Origin of the sequence: Paenibacillus sp. GCM10028914, from assembly GCF_042666275.1 — a bacterium.
GTDB lineage: Bacteria > Bacillota > Bacilli > Paenibacillales > Paenibacillaceae > Paenibacillus_AQ.
Genome location: NZ_JBHTFO010000018.1, coordinates 468598 through 488339 on the forward strand (window position 1 = coordinate 468598; position 19742 = coordinate 488339).

The 19742-nt window shown below is 42.2% G+C and carries 19 protein-coding genes; 17 read left to right on the forward strand and 2 right to left on the reverse strand.

Annotation, left to right across the window (positions count from 1 at the left end):
* Positions 1 to 105: 105 nt before the first annotated feature.
* From ACFQV5_RS22600 to ACFQV5_RS22625, 6 genes are all read left to right on the forward strand, one after another.
* Positions 106 to 936, forward strand: a complete 831-nt coding sequence (locus ACFQV5_RS22600) for an amidohydrolase family protein (protein WP_379250222.1) — start codon at positions 106 to 108, stop codon at positions 934 to 936.
* Positions 937 to 996: 60 nt separating this feature from the next.
* On the forward strand, positions 997 to 1959 hold the full coding sequence (locus tag ACFQV5_RS22605) for an aldo/keto reductase (RefSeq protein WP_379250224.1): 963 nt from the start codon (positions 997 to 999) through the stop codon (positions 1957 to 1959).
* Entirely contained in the window at positions 1956 to 2972 is a 1017-nt protein-coding gene (locus ACFQV5_RS22610) for a zinc-binding alcohol dehydrogenase family protein (RefSeq protein ID WP_379250226.1), read from the forward strand. Before ACFQV5_RS22605 ends, ACFQV5_RS22610 begins: the two co-directional genes overlap by 4 nt.
* A gap of 247 nt (positions 2973 to 3219) precedes the next feature.
* On the forward strand, positions 3220 to 5433 hold the full coding sequence (locus tag ACFQV5_RS22615) for an ABC transporter ATP-binding protein (RefSeq protein WP_379250228.1): 2214 nt from the start codon (positions 3220 to 3222) through the stop codon (positions 5431 to 5433).
* A gap of 7 nt (positions 5434 to 5440) precedes the next feature.
* Complete coding sequence (locus ACFQV5_RS22620) at positions 5441 to 5971, forward strand: DUF1854 domain-containing protein (RefSeq protein ID WP_379250230.1); 531 nt, start codon at positions 5441 to 5443, stop codon at positions 5969 to 5971.
* A 12-nt stretch (positions 5972 to 5983) separates the two neighbouring features.
* Positions 5984 to 8227: an ABC transporter ATP-binding protein gene (locus ACFQV5_RS22625; protein ID WP_379250232.1), complete on the forward strand. Its 2244-nt coding sequence runs from the start codon at positions 5984 to 5986 to the stop codon at positions 8225 to 8227.
* Positions 8228 to 8369: 142 nt separating this feature from the next.
* On the opposite strand, the gene ACFQV5_RS22630 is transcribed toward ACFQV5_RS22625, so the two are convergent.
* Positions 8370 to 9281 carry a helix-turn-helix transcriptional regulator gene (locus ACFQV5_RS22630; protein WP_379250234.1) on the reverse strand — a complete coding sequence of 304 codons (912 nt, stop codon included), beginning with the start codon at positions 9279 to 9281 and terminating at the stop codon, positions 8370 to 8372.
* A 134-nt stretch (positions 9282 to 9415) separates the two neighbouring features.
* Here ACFQV5_RS22630 and ACFQV5_RS22635 point away from each other — a divergent pair, with 134 nt between their 5' ends.
* Positions 9416 to 10978: a HEAT repeat domain-containing protein gene (locus ACFQV5_RS22635; RefSeq protein WP_379250236.1), complete on the forward strand. Its 1563-nt coding sequence runs from the start codon at positions 9416 to 9418 to the stop codon at positions 10976 to 10978.
* 132 nt (positions 10979 to 11110) lie between these two features.
* A complete protein-coding gene (locus ACFQV5_RS22640) occupies positions 11111 to 11890 on the forward strand; it encodes a helix-turn-helix domain-containing protein (RefSeq protein ID WP_379250238.1) in 780 nt (259 codons plus the stop codon).
* 53 nt (positions 11891 to 11943) lie between these two features.
* Here ACFQV5_RS22640 and ACFQV5_RS22645 read toward each other — a convergent pair whose 3' ends face one another.
* Positions 11944 to 12753: a phytanoyl-CoA dioxygenase family protein gene (locus ACFQV5_RS22645; protein WP_379250240.1), complete on the reverse strand. Its 810-nt coding sequence runs from the start codon at positions 12751 to 12753 to the stop codon at positions 11944 to 11946.
* Between the two features lie 142 nt (positions 12754 to 12895).
* On the opposite strand from ACFQV5_RS22645, the gene ACFQV5_RS22650 reads away from it, so the two are divergent.
* The 9 genes from ACFQV5_RS22650 to ACFQV5_RS22690 all read left to right on the forward strand — a co-directional run bounded on the left by ACFQV5_RS22650 (position 12896) and on the right by ACFQV5_RS22690 (position 19709).
* Positions 12896 to 13702: a helix-turn-helix domain-containing protein gene (locus ACFQV5_RS22650; protein ID WP_379250241.1), complete on the forward strand. Its 807-nt coding sequence runs from the start codon at positions 12896 to 12898 to the stop codon at positions 13700 to 13702.
* Positions 13703 to 13731: 29 nt separating this feature from the next.
* The gene (locus ACFQV5_RS22655) at positions 13732 to 14700 is read left to right on the forward strand and encodes a Gfo/Idh/MocA family protein (protein WP_379250243.1); all 969 of its coding nucleotides are present in this window, start codon (positions 13732 to 13734) and stop codon (positions 14698 to 14700) included.
* Between the two features lie 258 nt (positions 14701 to 14958).
* On the forward strand, positions 14959 to 15501 hold the full coding sequence (locus tag ACFQV5_RS22660; RefSeq protein WP_379250244.1) for a dihydrofolate reductase family protein: 543 nt from the start codon (positions 14959 to 14961) through the stop codon (positions 15499 to 15501).
* Between the two features lie 331 nt (positions 15502 to 15832).
* Positions 15833 to 16549: a ferritin-like domain-containing protein gene (locus ACFQV5_RS22665; protein WP_379250246.1), complete on the forward strand. Its 717-nt coding sequence runs from the start codon at positions 15833 to 15835 to the stop codon at positions 16547 to 16549.
* Positions 16550 to 16767: 218 nt separating this feature from the next.
* On the forward strand, positions 16768 to 17634 hold the full coding sequence (locus tag ACFQV5_RS22670) for an alpha/beta hydrolase fold domain-containing protein (protein ID WP_379250247.1): 867 nt from the start codon (positions 16768 to 16770) through the stop codon (positions 17632 to 17634).
* A 132-nt stretch (positions 17635 to 17766) separates the two neighbouring features.
* Positions 17767 to 17889 (forward strand): hypothetical protein, encoded by a 123-nt coding sequence (locus ACFQV5_RS22675; RefSeq protein WP_379250249.1) that lies wholly within the window; start codon positions 17767 to 17769, stop codon positions 17887 to 17889.
* Positions 17890 to 17979: 90 nt separating this feature from the next.
* The gene (locus tag ACFQV5_RS22680; protein WP_379250251.1) at positions 17980 to 18387 is read left to right on the forward strand and encodes a hypothetical protein; all 408 of its coding nucleotides are present in this window, start codon (positions 17980 to 17982) and stop codon (positions 18385 to 18387) included.
* 124 nt (positions 18388 to 18511) lie between these two features.
* Complete coding sequence (locus tag ACFQV5_RS22685) at positions 18512 to 18985, forward strand: hypothetical protein (protein WP_379250253.1); 474 nt, start codon at positions 18512 to 18514, stop codon at positions 18983 to 18985.
* A 70-nt stretch (positions 18986 to 19055) separates the two neighbouring features.
* On the forward strand, positions 19056 to 19709 hold the full coding sequence (locus ACFQV5_RS22690; protein ID WP_379250255.1) for a nucleotidyltransferase domain-containing protein: 654 nt from the start codon (positions 19056 to 19058) through the stop codon (positions 19707 to 19709).
* Positions 19710 to 19742: the final 33 nt, after the last annotated feature.

Sequence of the window (19742 nt, forward strand, 5' to 3'; positions counted from 1 at the left end):
TCATCTTTCACGATATCAAAATTGAGTACAAATTTGCAATTTTAAGCCATATCATTCTATATTTTGATTATTTATAATGGGATAAAAGAGATGGGGGGATATGGAATGCGAATTGATGCTCATCAGCATTATTGGCGAATCGAACGTGGTGATTATGGATGGATAACCCCTGAGATTCCTGTACTTTACCGAGATTTTGTACCGTCAGATTTAAATCCATTGTTAATAAAACATGATCTGGATGGAAGTATTGTTATCCAAGCGGCGCCTACGATTGATGAGACGGAATATCTGCTAGAGCTGGCAGCCGATCACTCGTCGATATTAGGTGTTGTTGGTTGGCTTGATTTATTTGATCCGAATCATCGAAGGCATTTCGAAAGGTTTTGTCAGCATGAGAAGTTCCTAGGATTCCGAATTACGATTCAGGAGATGTCTGATTCTAGTCGAATATTGGAAGAAGACTTTATTAACGCACTACGAGTCTATGAAGAGGAAGATGTTCCGGTAGATTTATTGGTGTTGTCGAGTCAATTAGAACATACTGTTCAATTATTGCATCAAGTCCCCCATTTACGCGGGGTTATCGATCATATTGCAAAACCGAGAGTCAGAGATATGGAGATGGATAGCTGGCTTGCGGCAATGCGAGAGATTGCAGCTTTTCCTAATATGTACTGTAAACTATCCGGAATCGTAACGGAAGGCGATCATTTGAACTGGAAGGCGCAGGATTTCATTCCGTATATTCATCATGTGCTGCAGCTATTTGGACCTGATCGGCTTATGTTTGGCAGTGATTGGCCGGTCTGTTTAATGGCAGCTGAGTATGATGAAGTCCTCCAGCTTTTAGAGGAGAGTCTTCCCTCGCAATGGGGAGAGAGCGAGCGGAACAAGCTATTTGGTTTGAATGCGAAGACGTTTTATAAAATATGACCAAGCTCTGAAAGGGACAGTGTTGATAACTACTTTTAACAAGGATGGAGTGATGCTCTGATGAAATATCGCGAGTTAGGCAAGACAGGACTGGACGTGTCGCTACTTAGCTTTGGAGCCTCATCTCTGGGTTCAGTCTTCCGTAATACGGAGGACCGCGAAGCCATAAAGACAGTGCATGCTGCCCTTGATTCGGGCATCAATTATATTGATGTATCGCCTTATTATGGCCTAACCAAAGCTGAAACCGTACTAGGAAAGGCTCTTCAAGAGGTGCCCCGTGATAAGTTTCTCTTGTCCACAAAGGCGGGGCGTTATGGAGCGGACGAATTCAATTTTTCAGCAAAAAGAATTGTTGCCAGTCTCGAGGAAAGCTTAGCCCGCCTGAATACGGACTATGTTGATATTTTGTTCTTGCATGACATTGAGTTTGTTCCCGCAGATATCATCCTTGAAGAAGCGATTCCGACGCTTAAGCAGCTAAAGGAACAAGGGAAGATTCGTAATACGGGAATATGTGGATTGCCTTTGGAACTCTTCGAGTACATGCTTCCAAAAGTGGAGGTCGATGCGATTATATCCTACTGTCATTATTCCTTAAATGATACTTCGCTGATAGAGATTCTGCCTCTGATCGAATCTTTGGAGGTTGGTCTGGTCAATGCCTCGCCACTATCGATGGGGCTGCTAAGTACACGCGGTACGCCGGAGTGGCATCCAGCGAGTCAAACTTTAAAGGATAGATGCAAGGAGGCTGCAGATTTCTGTGCAGCTAACGGTGCGGATATCGCGAAACTGGCGGTACAGTTCTCTGTATCGAATGAGAGAATTCCAACAACGCTTGTCAGTACGGCCAATCCAGTGAATATTGTAAAGAATGCGAGCTGGGTAGATGAGCCAATCGATGCTGAGCTTCTGAAGGCGGTACAAAATATATTGGCCCCTATACATAATGAGACTTGGGTCAGTGGTAGAGAGGAATACAATACTAGTTCACGGATCGAGGGGACGATGAATTCATGAACGGTATTGTATGTGAAAGCATAGGTTCACTTCAGTATAGGGATAATCTGCCGGAACCTGTAATGAAATCAGGGGAAGCGATCGTTCGAATAAGACGAATAGGTATCTGTGGAACGGATATGCACGCTTACCAAGGTAATCAGCCATTCTTTACTTATCCACGTATATTAGGTCATGAATTGTCGGGGATTATTGAGCAGATCAGTGATACTACTTATGGATTCATTGAAGGGGATCAAGTTGCGATCATACCTTATCTACATTGCGGAGCATGTATCGCTTGTCGTCACGGCAAAACCAACTGCTGTACTTCTATGCAGGTGCTTGGTGTTCATGTGGATGGAGGTATGCAGGAGCGAATTTCCGTTCCCGTCACACATCTGATTCGAACGGAAGGATTATCATTAGACCAGTCCACGATGCTTGAGCCACTAGCGATTGGGGCTCATGCGGTTCGCCGCTCCCAGCTTTCGCCTAGTGAAACCGTACTCGTTATTGGAGCGGGTCCCATTGGACTTGGGGTTATGGCATTTGCCAAATATGCAGGAGCGAATGTTATTGCGATGGACGTTAACGAAGAGCGACTCGCGTTCTGCCGGTCGTGGGTGAATGCAGATCATACAGTCCATGCACTGAATGGACCGCTGGAGCAGATTAGAGATCTAACGAACGGGAGTTTTCCAACCGTTGTGTTCGATGCCACAGGCAATAGAAAATCAATGGAAGGAGCATTTCATTATGTTGCGCATGGGGGGAGACTTGTATATGTGGGGCTTGTGAAGGATGATATTTCCTTCAATGATCCTGAATTCCATAGGAGAGAGATAACACTTATGGGCAGCCGGAATGCAGTTCGGGAAGACTTTAATCAGGTATTGGAGGCTTTGCGGGCGGGTGTGGTCGATACTCGGCGATATATAACCCACCGCGCTGCTTTTAAAGATGTTCCGAGTACATTCGAGGAATGGATAAACCCGGCATCAAAGGTCATTAAAGTGATGGTGGAGCTGTAATTGTTCGACTAACAACAGTGGTTTTGTTCACTAAGACAAATGAGGAAATATATAAGACGAGCATTTCTTCAAATGCTCGTCTTATATATTTTATGAACCCAACATTTTGTAAAATGCTTAGACCAATAAACACACCATCTTCACACCTAAATTGATAATATATGTAACAGGATTACGAATGATTTATGATTTTGGACTTCACTAAGAAATGAAGTTCTAATATGAATGAATAAAGAAAGGGGAGCCCATGATCAAGAAGTTACCGCCTGAAGTGACTGCTGCGCTGCAGCTCTATGCACCTTACGATGTTGTTTATTGGATGTTATGTAATCGAAGCCTAGACGGCGAGGGTTATGCAGCTACGTATTTGATATTAAGCAAGGAGAAGCTTTTTGTTGTGACAAGCCTGAGGGATGAGATGTGTGTAGAGTCCATTGATATGGACAGAATTGAAACCGTATTCACTAACAATTTAGTGGCCGCAGGTATTATTGTTATGAAGGAAGAAGAGGAGCGGGTTATTGGAGCATTCACGAATGAACATATGGCGAGTGCAGCGAGGCTTGTCTCGATCTTTACGAAGATCAAGAAGCAGGAAGAGATTAATGTCGAGGATATGGAGGAGCATCAAGAGAATAACACTTGTCCAAAATGCGGAATGAGATACCCCGAGGAAGGCAGAGCAATTTGTCCGAAATGCATGAAGAAACATACCATTTTCTCGAGACTGCTATCATTTGCTGGACGGTATAAGCTCTTGATGTTTCTTATTATTCTCTTCATGCTGCTTAATTCGGCTACCGGTCTTGTCATTCCTTATCTGCAAGGTACAGTCTTATTTGATCAGGCGCTGGGGAATACGGGGGACTTTGCCGGACGCATTGGCCTCGTAATTCTCCTTATTTTTGCTTTTCGAACGATATCCTTAGTGTTCGGTGTTCTGTTTAGTATGCTGAATGCCCGATTGTCAGCCAGTGTTGTATTTGATTTGAAGGCAAGTGTGTTCGCAGCAATGCAGCGATTATCGCTTAGTTTTTTTCAGAAAAAACAAACCGGTCAGCTAATGACAAGGGTTAGTAATGATGCGCAAGAACTGCAGTTTTTTTTCGTGGATGGTATTTCATATTTTATCGTTAACGCGATGAATATTGTAGGTATTACAGCCATCATGCTCTTTCTAGACTGGAAACTCACACTGATCTGCTTCATTCCGATTCCATTCGTATTGCTGTTGATCCGGTGGGTGTTTCCGAAGCTATGGCGGTTGTCCTGGCGAAGACATAGGCGTGTAAGCATGCTAAATGCGATGATCAGCGACACAATACAAGGAACGCGAGTTGTCAAAGCATTTGGGAAAGAGCGTCAAGAACTGGAGAGATTCCAGAGAGCCAATACTTCGTACTCTGAAGCGGAACAATCCTTTAACCTGATGAGCAGTACTATATTTCCAGTATTAACGATCATAACGCAATTCGGGGGGATCTTGATCTGGTCTTTTGGTGGCTGGAGAGTGATGCAAGGTAGTATTTCGTTTGGTGAAATCATGACATTTGTCAGTTATATCTACATGCTGTACGGCCCGCTTCAGTTCATGAATAACATTGTTAATTGGTGGTCGAATTGTATGAGTGCGGCACAGCGTATTTTTGAAATACAGGATTCCATATCTGACGTTTCTGAAAAAGAGAATGCAGTTCATAAGGAGTATGTAAATGGCGATATTCGCCTTTCCCATGTTACCTTCGGCTATGAGCCGAACAAGGCTATTCTTAAGGATGTGTCCATGCATGCCAAACCCGGACAGATGATCGGTGTTGTAGGTCATTCAGGCGCTGGCAAATCCACACTCGTGAATCTGATCTCCCGTCTATATGATGTTACTGATGGTGAAATTCTGATTGACGGTGTGAATGTGAAAGATCTGAAGATCGATACGATGCGAAAGAATATCGGGATTGTGTCCCAGGAGGTATATGTGTTCATGGGGACGATTGCCGAGAATATTGCCTATGCTGATCCAGAATGCTCGATGGATGATATTATTAACGCTGCCCGAATCGCGAATGCACATGATTTCATTGAAAAGCTGCCTGATGGCTATGACACCATTGTAGGGACGGGAGGTCATAATCTGTCTGGTGGTGAAAAACAGCGAATATCGATTGCCCGTGCGGTTCTGCATAACCCTAAAATTCTAATCTTAGATGAAGCGACAGCATCGCTGGATACAGAGACGGAACTTCAAATTCAAGAAGCGCTTGAAACATTAATCCAGGGCAGAACGACAATTGCGATTGCTCATCGTTTATCTACCTTGAGAAATGCAGATTATTTACTTGTCATGGATAACGGTAAGGTTGTTGAAGAAGGAACGCACGAGCAATTAATGAATACAAAAGGGATTTATCATGGCCTGGTACAAAAACATGATGAAGCGCTGAACATGAGAAGGGTGGGGTAAGTTCTTAATGCATAATACGATACCTGAGCAATCCGATTTGTCGGTTGCTGCAAGCATAAATTATCTAACGGCTGATAACACATTGTTCACGCTGACGAAAGGTCAGATGCTTACGGTTCAAGTAAATGATGAAACATATACGGGGGTATATTTACACTGCTCCTTTCCACATACCAACAGCAGAATCTACATATCGATACGAACGAAAGAAAATAAAGAAATCGGCATCATCAAATCATTGGATGAGGATTTTCCGAAGGAAACCGTAAAGCTACTGGAGGAGCAGATCAAAATAAGATATTTTGCTCCGGAGATCACGAAGATACTCACGATTAAAGAGGAATTTGGTTATTCCTACTGGGACACAGAGACAAATGCCGGAAATTGCCGATTTACGGTTCGCGCCGGCGGAGGAAATGTGAAGCTTGTAGCGGATCATAAGCTGTTAATTATTGATGTGTATGGGAACCGATTCGTAATTAGCAATATAAAGGAACTAAGTGACAAGGAATATCGATTGCTTGAAATGTATATATAGGGGGAGGCTGCAATGAACCTGCAATTTGAGCTGCCTGAGTTGGATCTTCTAGCTGTTCAGCAAGCCTTAGGGGAGAAGATAACCTATTGTGTGCCTGTCGATTTATCGTTTGATGGCCGAAGGACAAATGGGTATTTTGTAATCGGTGAGACCAAGTGGTCCCGAGTTCTGAATGGTAAAGTTCTTGAAACTTCTGTGATTCATGAGGCACATGATTATAAAGTTGTTCCACTGATCGGAAATGTCATTCTGGAAGCGACACATCTAAACACCCAAAGAATTATCATTCGATGTACAATGCAGCATGCGGCAAGGCTATCCTACATCGCACAAATACTAAATTATATAACTTCAAACAGTAAAATCCGTATCTATAACGATGAGAGTGAGCCCGTATGTTCCAAGTGCGGCGATTATCTGGTTAAAGGCACCAGGTTATGTCCGAAATGCATGAACAAGGGAGCGGCTTTCAAGAAATTATGGGACGTTTCGAAATCTCACTGGAAAATACTATTTACAGCGCTCATCGTTTTGCTGTTTATGTCAGCTGTTACACTAACAGGGCCTTACTTTCAAAAAATACTTGTGAATTCGGCTTTACAACCGCCTGAAGGTCTAAATCCAAGCACGCGGATCTTCCTCATCGCTATTGGGGGAATTGTGTTTGGTCTGGTTGCGGGAGAGCTTCTAGGGGTATTAAGGGGCAGAATCATGGCCCGTGTCAGCTCAAGAATTGCAGCAGATTTGCGCAAGCTCGTGTTTGAGAAGGTACAAAGCTTATCGCTTGGCTTCTTAACCTCGCAGCGAGCGGGTGATATCATGAACCGAATCAATTCTGATACGGACCGCATCAGGAATTTGATTCAAGAAGTGTTCACAATGGCTATATATCAAGTCATTATGCTGGCATCTGTGAGCTTTCTGCTATTTCACACGGATTGGAAGCTTGCGCTTATCATTATTTTGCCGGCACCGCTTGTTGTATATATCCAATATTTTGTCTGGAGAGCTGTACTTAAGAAGCTGTTTCGTAAACAATGGAAGGTCCATGATAAAGCCAATTCGTTTCTGCATGATGTGCTCAGCGGCATTCGCGTGGTCAAGGCATTTGGCAAAGAGGAGCGGGAAGTTAAGCGGTTTCGTGCTTACCATCGTGAGTACGCGTTAGCTTCGATTCGAAGTGAAAAAGTGTACAGTTATCTATCACCTATTTCTCATTATTTGATCCAGATTGGTCAATATTTTGTATTGCTGGTGGGTTGCCATATGATCCTGGGCGGGGAGTTTACACTTGGTGAGCTGGTTCAGTTCACAGGTTACGCTGCCATGATCTATGGTCCGCTCGGATGGTTAATGAATATGCCGAGGTGGATCGCTAATGCCCTAATCTCTATAGAGCGCGTATTCTCTGTTATTGATGAACAGCCGGAGATTACGGATACGGAGAAATCTATCCGTTACAAAATAGATGGGGCGATAAGCTTTAAGGATGTTACCTTTGGATACAAATCGTATGAACCTGTACTGAAGTCTATAAATATTGACATCAAGAAAGGGGAAATGATCGGACTCGTTGGTCATTCGGGATCGGGTAAATCTACGTTTATCAATCTCATCTCCCGTTTCTATGATGTTAATGAAGGAAAGATATGCATAGATGGTGTGGATATTCGAGATATAAAACAGGAGGATTTACGTTCTCAAATCAGTGTTGTGCTCCAAGAGACATTTTTGTTCGGCGGGACGATTTTGAATAATATTAGGTATTCCAAACCAGAGGCAACAATGGAAGAGGTCATACAGGCTGCGAAAATCGCGAATGCTCATCATTTTATTAGTCAGTTCCCAGACGGTTACGATACAAAGTTGGAGGAGAACGGGAACAATATCTCGGGTGGCGAGAGACAACGAATTGCTATTGCGAGAGCAGTACTAAACAATCCTAGAATTCTAATTCTGGATGAGGCTACCGCTTCCTTAGATATCGAGACCGAGTCGGAGATTCAAGAAGCACTGCAGCGTGTTACCAAAAATCGAACAACAATTGCCATTGCCCATCGGCTTGCTACACTAAAGAATGCAGATCGGCTGCTTGTACTGGATAAAGGGATGATTGCAGAGGTTGGAACACACGAAGAATTAATTGAGAAGCAAGGGATTTATTATAAGCTGGTTACCGCGCAGCGGAACATGTCTAAGACTCAAACCGAGAAGGGAAATCTGCTGGAGCTGTTGGAGCCTAGCTTACATACTTAACGAGGGAGAGAGCCCTCCTTCAATCTGACGAATTGGTTGAAGACGGGAGTGGCATTGGTGAGTACTAAATCTGGACGGTAAGAGATTATCTCTGAGTTTATGATAGGATAGGCTCAGTATAAGGAAAAGGTCGAAGACAGGCTCAATAGGAGTTTCTGTTGTCGACCTTTTTTTTATCCATGTCGGATAGTTCATCTCCATCGTTACGGTACTCCCGTGGTGATACTCCGTTTAATTGGCGAAATAGCTTCGAAAAGTAATGCACGGAAGAGAACCCATGCTTCTCCGCAATCTCTGTAACGCTAATATCCGAATTACGCAGATCATCCCTCGCTCGATTGATTCGAAACTGATTAATATATTGCGTGGGAGGCAGACCGGTTGCCTTTTTGAACAACTCAAAGAAGTATCCGCGGCTCAATCGGAGTTCGTTGTAATATGTTTCTAGCGGCTGTAGTCTGCCATGAATCAAATCCTGATCCAACTGCTCGAGTAGTTTACGGATTCGTTGATCGAGCATATGATCATCCTTCAAGACGAAGTTAAGAAAGAATTCGATAAACTGCAGAAAATGACTTTGAAGCTTGATGTTACGCATATAAGTACGTTCATTTACGAAGTTGTTCTCGGTATAAAATTTCTCGAAAAAATCGCTCCATACACGTAGTTTCTCCACTTTCAAATGTTCAGGAAGGGCATAAGGAAACGCTGAGTCTAACAGATCAGGAATCAAGCTTGCAGCATCGTAATGAATCTCAGATGGATGGTCGAAAAATGCCCGCCGATCCACATAGACCCAGTCAAAATAACAACAAACGTGAACCATGGGATCTTCGATATCGGCAATCCAGTCATGAGGCTGTCCCGCTGGGATATATACGAGAGAGCCCGGGGTCGTGTAGTATGTACGCCCGGAAGTATGAATGATGCCTTTTCCCTCGGTAATTAAATAGAGTGATGAAGAATAGCAATGTCGATTGATACTCTTTTGACCTCTAGAAAAGGGGTATCGGGTGGCGTAATTCACATGGGGATGGAAAGCGGAGAAATCCATGATTCTATGGCACATCCTTTTGTGATATTTGTCATATTGCATGACGATTGTACAAAACACGGACGTTTATGTAAATACATCAAGAGCAGCAATTGTTACAATGAACGCGTATTTAAACGAAGGTGGAGGAGTGAATGGATATGATCGATAGCAAGTACTTGTTGACGGATGAACAAATGATGGATTTTATAGCGAAAGGTTATGTTGTGCTTCAAAATGATTTGCCGGAGCAGCTCCATACAAGTGTTATGGATAAGATTTATCATGTCTTGCATGAGGAGGGAAACCCCGGGAATAACATTTTGCCTCGGGTTCCTGAGATTCAGCAGTTCTTCGAGACACCGGTCGTTAAAGGAGCGCTAACGAGTATTTTAGGTCCGGATCACTATATGCACCCACACCGGCATTGTCATTACAACCAACCGGGTAATCAAACGCCTGGCGGTGGGGAATGGCATAAAGATGGATATTGGTCCGCTATGCGAAGCCACCGGCCATGGTGGGCGATGATATTATATTACACGCAGGATATCACAGAAGATTTAGGACCAACGGCGGTCATGCCAGGTACACAATATTATGAGAAATTTATCGGTGACCGAGGTGAGACACTGCTTCCGACGGGGAAAGCAGGAACGATGGTACTGATCCATTTTGATCTATGGCACAAGGCTTCGTATAACATAACTAATATGGACCGTTACATGCTTAAATTCCAGTTCGTGCGACTTCGTGCACCGGAATATCCAACCTGGAATCATCAGAGCAGCGAGATGGTTGTGCCGGATGGAACGCCATTTGTTCATCTGAATCTGTGGAAGGATAATTGGGATTGGCTGCGCGGTGAATCTACGCCAAGTAAGGTCGATAAATCTGTAAGTGAGACGCAATTGGTACAACTAGCGCAAGATCTTAGATCGGGCGAAGAGTCCGTCCGAGCGCGAGCAGCAGATGAAATTGGACTGTTGGGGGAAGCGGGGTCTGCTTTAGCACCTGAGCTAGGAGACTTGTTGAATGACATAGAAGTAGTAGCTTTGAACGCAGCTTATGCACTTGGACATATGGGAGCAAAAGGAGTTGATGTGCTGCTTCATCATATTGCAGACGGAACAACGCTTGTGGCGACGAGAGCTGCATACGGCCTTCAGGGAGCAAGCATTGCTGCAATTCCGGGCCTTCTGAAGCTGCTGGAGGAACATCCGAAAGAAAAGCGCAGAGCTCTGGCAGCTTTTGTACTCGGCATGATCGGGCCGCTCGCACATGAGACTGTACCTGCGTTGATCTTATCTCTGGAGGACGAGAGTCCATGGGTTCGCCGTAATGCCATCGAGGCGATGGGCATGATCGGGAATGCTGGGGGGCAAGCCGGTAATGCCTTGTGCCAGGCGCTCGAAGATTCGATCGTGTGTGAATCGGTAGAGGGAGGAAACGCCAATGACGTAAGTAATCAGAGTCATATTATGAACAAAATTGGCTATACCGCAGCATTATCACTGCTCCGTGCAAGCAGAGAAAATGACGCTCCAACCATCCTTGGCTCCTTGGAGTTAGCTCTCCACAGTAAGGATCGTTATGTAAGGGCTTACGCCTTCGAGGCGCTCACCCATCTGCGGACAGATGAAGCCGTGGACATCCTAATCAGGTATTACCGTACTTCGAGATGGTGTCCGGATACGAGTAAAGCAAGTACTTTTTAATCAAAAAAGGCACACCTACCGGCGCGAAGAACATGGTATGATCCCCTTACGATAGATCGTGTATTCGAGTTAATGTAATGATGACTCAGTGCTATTTATCGTAGGGGATTTTTAAGGAGGCTGGATTCAACCGTGCTTGAAGTTAGAAGTTTTATAGGAACGCATGACAAGGATTGGGAAGATGAACGTCAGTGGAGTCATCAGAGTATGGAGATCACCGTCATACTGGAGGGCAATGGTTCATTTCGCCGGGAAGATGATGAAATCATAGTGCATGCCGGGCATGTTGTTCTTATTCCTCCGAATGTTCCCCATTCTTTTCATGCGATAACGCCGATCCGTTTCGGAGTTCTATTGGTTCAAGATCTTCCTCTCAAAACCCGTGAATTGTTCGACAGGTTAATTACAGATGGTCTTCCTCGAATAATCATTTTTTCCCAGCTGGATCAAGAGCATTATGAACTGCTGTTCCGGGAGTGGTTAATAGTATATTCGTCTGCGTTAAAAGAACCTGCGAGAAATTATGTGGCCTGGATTGAAGTTCTATTATTATTCTTAAGTGAACACTCCCATTCGGATCAGCAGGCAATTTCAATATCCCGCATTGGTGATTACATACGTCAACATTTGAACAACCCGATACAAATCTCAGCTTTAGCCGATATGGCTGGCCTATCCGAAGATGGGTTCCGTAAAAAGTTTTATAAGGTGTATGAAATGACACCGAAACAGTATCAGCAAGTATGCCGGTTGGTGGAGGCCAAGTGGCTGTTAAGTTCTTCTGATAAAGATATGCAGAGTATTGCGAATCATATTGGCTTTTCACAGCTGCATTCATTCTCGTTATGGTTCAAAAAGCTTGAAGGGTGCCCTCCTACCGAATGGAGAAACAAAGAGCGTTTATACCATTAAAAAAGGAATAGAAAAGGTGGGGATAGGAGGCCTATTCCCACCGAGATATTAGATTAATGCGGATAAGCATCGTCAAATTCAATACCGCAAGGACCGCCATCCGGATTCGCTTCAAGGTCTACAGCGGTTCCGTCTGCACGGAACAGAGGGCGATAGTGAGTGCCAATATGAGTTGCAGAGGCATTAGCATAATGGCAAATAAAAGCACGTCTGAATTGATCTTTCGTCTTGTTTCGGTAAGAGCCATGAATCAGGTTGCCGTTGAAGAATAATACATCTCCCCGGTTTATAATGGCAGGGATCGCTTTTTCGTCCTTGGGAGGTTTAACATAGTGGGTTGTAAAGGATTCATTCGCATCAGCCAGTTCCGGGCATACGATTTCATAGTCACTGGTCTTGGGAACAACAAGCAGACCTCCATTCTCCAGTGTAGCAGGGTCAATAGCTGTCCATGCCGCAATACAGTTACCGGGTTCGACTTGCAAATAAAAGTTATCCTGATGCAGTGCCTGACCGCGTGAACCGGGAGGTTTATAATAGAACATGCTTTGTGCGGCCAGTGCCTCTTCTCCATAGAGATCTTCAAGTACATCAAGCACCGGACGATGAAGCATGTACGATTTAGCGGTTTCGTTAAAGCGATGCGGGTGCATGACGCGAGGATAGCGCTTCAAGGGATCTTCAGCTCCTGCATTCATATCAGGTTCGAAATGACGGGGGATATATTGATGGCTGATCGTTTCGAATGTATCATCGATGATGCGAAGATCCTCTTCACTAAATAAACCTTTCACGATGACATACCCTTCAATTTGAAAATGTGCCATTTGTTCTGAAGTCAGTCGTTTTAAAACTTTATTCATAAATCGCTCATCCCCTTGCAAATAATATTGATTTTGTTTATTGACATCAGCATAAAGCAATCCATAATGGATAAGAAGTAGGGTTCTGGCTGAAAACTGCATGGATTCTGCTACACCGTGTCAAAGAAGCGGAGGAAGGAAGATGGCTCCTCATTTGCGTAATGAAGATGAATCAGGTACGCCTTATGGAAACCTATTAAGTGGGCACTTTGCAATGGATGACTCCTACGTTCTCCGTAGGCCAAATGCTAGAGGCGATTGGCTGATGGTGTACACGCTTGAGGGTCAGGGATATTTTTACACCCCCGAGGGAAGAAAAGAGACTCATGCAGGTCAGCTTGTTCTCTTGCGAGCGGGTGTTCCTCATGAATATGGCACGGTTAAAGGGCAACAGTGGAATTTTGTGTGGATACATTTTCATAAACTCATGGAAATGAGCTATTTGCCTCAAGAAGAGGTGCTTGTCGTGTCCATTTCAGAAGGATATTCGCAGAAACGGGTCGTGTCGGCGTTCGATCATATCTTGTATCTGGCAAGAGAGCGCTCGGATTACTGGTATGCTCTATGCGAGAACTCCATTCGCGAGATCGTTCTGCTTATCGCCCAGCAGCTGCAGACGAGGCGCGATCCGAGAATTGTACTTGTTCTTCAAAAGCTGTCTCAGTCCATGCAGGAGGAGATCAAGATTCATGAGCTGGCCAAAGAGGTTGGACTGTCATCTTCCAGATTGTCTCACCTCTTCAAACAAGAGGTTGGTGAGAGTATTACCAGGTATTTGAACCGAATGCGAATTAAGCAAGCAGCGTTATTCATGGAGCATATGGGAAGGTCAGCGACGGAGGCGTCGCTCGATGTAGGATTTAATAACTATAATCATTTCGCAGCGCTGTTTCGTAAGCAGATTGGTGTCAGTCCAAGAGCGTACCGGAAAGATAAAGGGATGCGTTAACCTATAACAATTGAAGGGTTGGGTTCCGTATGACGTTGAATGTAGGGATCATAGGTACAGGTTGGTTTAGTAAAGTGCATGCAGATATTTTATCTAAGATGGAAGGTGTATCTGTAAAAGCGTTTGTTGGAACGAGTCAGGAGAAGGCGGAGAAAGCAGTACAAGGGTATCCTTCAGCCAAAGCTTATACCGATGTAGCGCAAATGCTGGATGAAACCAAGCCAGATGCTGTATATATCTGTGTTCCACCTTTTGCACATGGGGAGATCGAACGCCAGCTTGTTGACAGAAAGATTCCTTTTTTAGTGGAAAAGCCGCTTGGTGTAAGCAAGGAAGTCCCGCAAGATATTTTGAAAAGGGTTACAGATTCGGGGTTAATCACCTCAGCCGGTTATCATTTCCGCTATACGGATGCCGCTTTAAAGGCTGCCGAGATTCTGCGTGAGAGAAAGATTGGTATGGCGCTTGGTTACTGGATGGGGGATATGCCGCAGGTGTACTGGTGGAGGAAGCAAGAAGGCTCCGGAGGGCAGTTTATTGAGCAAACAACACATATCGTAGACTTGCTGCGTTATTTGCTTGGCGAGGTGGACGAAGTGTATGCGGCATTCGCTCAGCGCGCGATGCATGAAATACATGACGGGGTTACTGTTCATGATGTCGGAACCGTTACGATGAAGTTAAAGAGCGGTGCTGTAGCAACGATCTCGAATACATGTATGCTGCCAGAGTCTGAGCAGGTAGGGCTAACCATTTACACTGAACAAGGCAGCGTTGACGTTAAATCAGATAAACTGATCGTTCAAGAAAAAGGCGGATTGGCCGAGTATCCGAATGGGGCTAATCCGTATCAACGCGAAAGCGAAGCATTCATACATGCGGTGCGTACCGGCGATACTTCACGGATTCTTTCTTCGTATGAAGATGCCTTCAAGACGATGGAGATTACCTATGCCGCTTTGCGGTCTGCCGAAACGGGAATGCCTGTGAAGATTTGAAAATAGAACAGCAGTGAACTTTGAGATATCAGAGTTCACTGCTGTTAGTTTTTTTAATGCGGAAATTCAACAACAACACTGTAGGTATAGGTGTTTATATATTGGAGGGAGTAATACATAAACGTAGATGGTAGTAAATAGAGTGGTGGTTTAAGTACATCGTTGTAGGTATAGGGGCACTCGAAGACTGGATGCGCAAACAATTTACACAGTTTATTAATCCGTATTTAGAAACTAAGAAATAAAGGAGATATAATAATGGCAAAAGTTATTATTCACACAACAACAACACTAGATGGATACATGGCCGACAAAGACGGTGGTATCGATTGGATGTTCGATTTTGAAGCTACGGACCAAGATTACGCAGTAGTCAATAAAGTCATGGAGGAAATAGGCGCCGTAGTTGGTGGCGCCAACAAAACGAACACGATTGAAGAAGGGGAGATACCGTACGGTGGTATGTTGAAAATTCCAATATACCTCATGACCCACGAAGCCCATGAACCGGTTGAAAAAGATGGTATTACGTATAGTTTCATCGTTAACGATATTAAGCAAGCCGTTGAGACTGCCAAATCAAGCGCTGGCGATAAAAGTGTCGCTCTTTTGGGTGGCAGCATCTCCCGGCAATGCCTCAAACTTGGTCTGGTAGATGAAATTGTATTGGATGTAGTACCCCTGCTGCTGGGTGACGGCATTTCATTATTTGGCGGGCTCGGAGAGCGTATTAAATTGGAGCGGATAGAAACATCGGCCTTTGCGAGTGAGACCCACCTACGGTACCGGGTTGTAAAGTAACGTATTTGAAACAGACTTCTTACCTTCATAAACATCAAGGTGTTAGAAGAAAATAAAGTAGTAGACTAGGTGTGGTAATCTAAGATTTTATTTTCTTTGAAATGAAAGTATCTCGAAGAAGGCCAGCGCTTCTTATAACATTGTATTCACACATCGGACTTCCTTCGTCGACCCTCGGTCCGCCAGATGGAATTCGAAGAAGCGGGATAAGGCGGACACACTTGCGAGGTAAGTCCTGTCGGACCCGGTCGCTGCGCGACCTTAAGTCTCTCGACGTCGTGAATACGGGAACGTTATATGACATAAACCTATTACATTTTAGGAGCAAATAATGAATATCACTTTCTCGAAATGGGTGCAATATTATCGAAGAAATAATCAAAACCTCAAATATATTCATTGGGGTGACAACTATAAATTAACAACAAATGAAAGAGAAATAATCATTAAGTCAATTCAACAGTTTCAATTAGGAGAAAAATCTGAAGGTAAACATCTAATTAAACGTGCGCAAGAATATGTACATCAGACACAAGATCAGGATTACTATGAAGCACTTATAGAATTCATTAAAGAAGAACAGAGGCACGCTAGAGATCTAGGCAGATTTATGAAGGTACAAGGAATCCCACTCCTTCGTAGACATTGGGTGGATAATGTATTTAGAAGATTACGTCGATATGCAAGTCTAGAACAATCAGTCATTGTTCTATTAACTGCTGAGATCATTGCTAAGTTGTACTATAAAGCCTTGCAAAAATCTACAAAGTCACAAGTATTAATAGATTTATGTAATCAGATTTTATGTGATGAGGAGAAACATGTTCAGTTTCAATCCGAAACCCTTCATAAACTTGCTCAAAATAGAAGTGCTTTCTTTAACAGAATAGTTTATATCCTTCGTAGACTCCTTTTTGAAGGAACACTAATTATAGTGTGGTATCAACATAAGCCTGTATTTAAAGCTGGGGGATATAAACTCAAAAGTTATTACTATGAATGCCGTCATGAGTTTAACTTAACGAAGAAGATTATAGCTAATTCATAGTAGAGGTTTACGTCAGATAACATCATATCCACGCTTCGGGTCCTGATGACCCCTCGGACCGCCCGAAGGGAATTGGCAGGGAAGTGGAATCAGGCGGACACATCCGAACCGACTAAGTGCATCGCGGCCCAGTCACTTCGTAACCTTAAGTCGGTGGGGCGTCGTGAACAAAACAACTTTAGGTGAAATTCAGTTAAAACATTTCGGAGGAATAAGAAATGAAAGAAACAAGGATCTATAAGCAAACAGAGAATTGCTCTATCAGTGCAGATATTTATTATCAAGGTGCCGGATCTCCTGTAATTATATATATTCATAGTGGCGCTTTAATTTTTGGAACAAGAGAATGGTTGCCAATCGAACAGATTGAATTTTTAACTAACTATGGTTTTAGTGTGGTCAATATAGATTATCGCCTTGCACCAGAAACTAATTTTGATTTTATTATTGAAGATATAAGAGATGCAATTAACTGGGTACGAACGGAAGCGACTCAATGGTACGACTTTGATGTTACTAAAATTGCATTAATGGGAGGATCAGCAGGGGGCTATCTTAGCTTATTAACCGGAACAATGGATTTTAAGCCGAATGTTATTATTTCTTTCTATGGATATGGGGACATTTTAGGGAACTGGTATACACAACCAAGCGAGTACTATTGTAACAAACCAATAATCGATAGGATGAGTGCTTTAAGTCGAATTGGAAATGTTGAAATTACAAATGGTGAATGGGACAGATTTGATTATTACGTATATTGTCGCCAACAAGGAATCTGGATTCAAGAAGTAACAAAGATGGATCCTAAAATAGATAAAGATAAGATAAAACAATATAATCCCATTGACAATATTGCAGAAGGTTACCCGCCTACTTTATTTCTGCACGGCAACCAGGACACGGATGTGCCTTATGAACAATCTGTAATTATGTATGAAAAACTCAAAGATATGGGGATATATTCAAAGTTAATAACAATCGATGGGGCGGATCATGTTTTTGATCACAATTTCAAAGATGAACAGGTTCAATTTGCATTTGCTGAATTAATTGACTTCTTGAAAGTTCATTTACTTAAGTAACTCATAGAAAAACCGAACATCAGCTAACATCATATCCACGCATCAGAGCTTAGGGGCTCATCGGTCCGCGAAAGGCGATTGGCAGGGAAGTGAGGGTCATTTCGTGACGGGAACGTAGGAGAAATAGGTGTGATGTCGTATAAACAGGACTTTTCCAAAAAACAAATTGAATTAATAAAAAAGAAAAATGAAGAATTTAATAATAACGAGCCAGAAACTATCATTATAAATGAAGATATTAATGTAAGAGAATAGTAAGCGATTAAAAGAACCCCATAAAATTGAATGAAGGTCTTAAATAGAGGAACAATTGATTTTGTAAAAATTACTGAGGAGTATAACACAATGAATAAAATAGCAAAGATAATCTTGATTGTTATTTTGTTTGGTGTATTGATCTGTACCTGGTGGGTTACCCCAACTAAGATGGTAAGAATCAGTCATAAGGATGTTCAGAAAATTGAAATATTCAATGGGAGCACCGGTGAAGATATCGTGATTTCAGATAGATCTGAGATAGAACATATAATTAATAACCTAAAAACGATATCATTCAAGAAAGAGAAAATTTCTATAGGTTATATGGGGTATTCCTTTAGAACAACCATCTATAAAACAAATGGAGGCGTGTATAAGCAGTTCATTATTAATTCGAAAAATACGATTCGAAAGGACCCATTTTTTTATAAGGATAGTTCAGGGAGTATTGATTACAAATACATCGAAACATTATTTGAAAACCAAAATGAATAGAGAAATTCAAGTTAATCCTTTGAAGTCATTATTTCATCTAACATAGTATTCTCTAACTGAGGTGTTTGCTATGGTTTTTGTTCGTTCGTATAAAATAATTGAAGGCTTGTTTAGGGGGATATAATTGAGAAATTTATTTATTTTAATGCCTTTATTATTCTTGATTTTAGTAGGAATAGTCGCTTGTACTTCACAACCACCAGTTGATAAAAAAATTGGGAGAGTAGAATTCTATGAATTCAATACAAATAGTGAATTGACATTAGAAGATATTAAAGAGCCCTTTAGTCGCCAAGAATTAAATTTAAAACCTCAAATGGAAGGTGATTATCCAAAGTTAAACGGTGTTGAATCCAAGGCATATGAGTTAATCGATGGGATGGTATTTATTCATATATTCGAGAACAATAAGGAATTAAAAGAAGGGAGAAAACAAATTAAACAAGTTTATGAATATGAAGAATGGGGACTTAAAGTTTACGAAGTAAACAATATGTTGTTTGTTTATTCGCCAGCACATGCAACTGACGAATTAGTAACTGAAAAAAATGAGAGAATGATAAGTGCCATTGAGGAAATGATTAAATCCATAGAGTAGGAAATTATTGCAAAACAAAATATAACAGAATAAATCATTATTTATGAAATCACTATAGGAGTAGATTTATTTGCAAGATATAATCTCAAAAGCAAAAATATTCTTCGATAATGCTGGTTTTGATTGGTCTATATGTGGTGGTGGAGCAATTGATATATTTATTGGGCGGGAAACGAGAACTCATAAGGATTTAGATATAGCTGTATATTGGGAAGATAGAAATACAATTATTACTTTTATGTTGAACTCAGGATGGAGAGTTTTTGAAGCATGCGGTGGTGGGATAATACATGAACTCTTTACAATCAACGGCTTCGCGAAGAAAAATTTATTTTGTTTTACTAACAGAGAAACACGCTGTCATTTAGAACCTATTGGAGATAATAAGTATCGATTCACATTTGCAAATGAGCAACAAAAGGATTTTGATTACGTAGAATTTCTTTTTAACCACAGGGATAATTATTATTTCTATTATTCAGGAAATTCAAGTGTGAAGAGGAGCCTAGACAAGTCGACTTTAATAAGGGATGGATTTTGTTTATTGTCACCGGAAATTGTACTCCTGTACAAATCAACATATTTAAATGGAAATGATTCAAGAGATCATTATCATGACTTCAATCTATCTTTATCTTACTTAGATCTTGAACAGAGACTTTGGTTAAAGCAAGCTCTTGAAATAGTACATTTAAATAACCATCAATGGTTACTGAAATTGTGATTCATTCGGCCCTGGGTCTAAAAGGAGAAGAGA

Excerpts from the sequence above, each read along its gene's own strand:
- ACFQV5_RS22675 (WP_379250249.1), top strand. The coding sequence starts at position 17,767 with ATGTCGTATAAACAGGACTTTTCCAAAAAACAAATTGAATTAATAAAA.
- ACFQV5_RS22680 (WP_379250251.1), top strand. The coding sequence starts at position 17,980 with ATGAATAAAATAGCAAAGATAATCTTGATTGTTATTTTGTTTGGTGTA.
- ACFQV5_RS22630 (WP_379250234.1), bottom strand. The coding sequence starts at position 9,281 with ATGGATTTCTCCGCTTTCCATCCCCATGTGAATTACGCCACCCGATAC.
- ACFQV5_RS22655 (WP_379250243.1), top strand. The coding sequence starts at position 13,732 with ATGACGTTGAATGTAGGGATCATAGGTACAGGTTGGTTTAGTAAAGTG.
- ACFQV5_RS22610 (WP_379250226.1), top strand. The coding sequence starts at position 1,956 with ATGAACGGTATTGTATGTGAAAGCATAGGTTCACTTCAGTATAGGGAT.
- ACFQV5_RS22605 (WP_379250224.1), top strand. The coding sequence starts at position 997 with ATGAAATATCGCGAGTTAGGCAAGACAGGACTGGACGTGTCGCTACTT.
- ACFQV5_RS22650 (WP_379250241.1), top strand. The coding sequence starts at position 12,896 with ATGGCTCCTCATTTGCGTAATGAAGATGAATCAGGTACGCCTTATGGA.
- ACFQV5_RS22625 (WP_379250232.1), top strand. The coding sequence starts at position 5,984 with ATGAACCTGCAATTTGAGCTGCCTGAGTTGGATCTTCTAGCTGTTCAG.
- ACFQV5_RS22615 (WP_379250228.1), top strand. The coding sequence starts at position 3,220 with ATGATCAAGAAGTTACCGCCTGAAGTGACTGCTGCGCTGCAGCTCTAT.
- ACFQV5_RS22600 (WP_379250222.1), top strand. The coding sequence starts at position 106 with ATGCGAATTGATGCTCATCAGCATTATTGGCGAATCGAACGTGGTGAT.
- ACFQV5_RS22645 (WP_379250240.1), bottom strand. The coding sequence starts at position 12,753 with ATGAATAAAGTTTTAAAACGACTGACTTCAGAACAAATGGCACATTTT.
- ACFQV5_RS22670 (WP_379250247.1), top strand. The coding sequence starts at position 16,768 with ATGAAAGAAACAAGGATCTATAAGCAAACAGAGAATTGCTCTATCAGT.
- ACFQV5_RS22635 (WP_379250236.1), top strand. The coding sequence starts at position 9,416 with ATGGATATGATCGATAGCAAGTACTTGTTGACGGATGAACAAATGATG.
- ACFQV5_RS22660 (WP_379250244.1), top strand. The coding sequence starts at position 14,959 with ATGGCAAAAGTTATTATTCACACAACAACAACACTAGATGGATACATG.
- ACFQV5_RS22665 (WP_379250246.1), top strand. The coding sequence starts at position 15,833 with ATGAATATCACTTTCTCGAAATGGGTGCAATATTATCGAAGAAATAAT.
- ACFQV5_RS22620 (WP_379250230.1), top strand. The coding sequence starts at position 5,441 with ATGCATAATACGATACCTGAGCAATCCGATTTGTCGGTTGCTGCAAGC.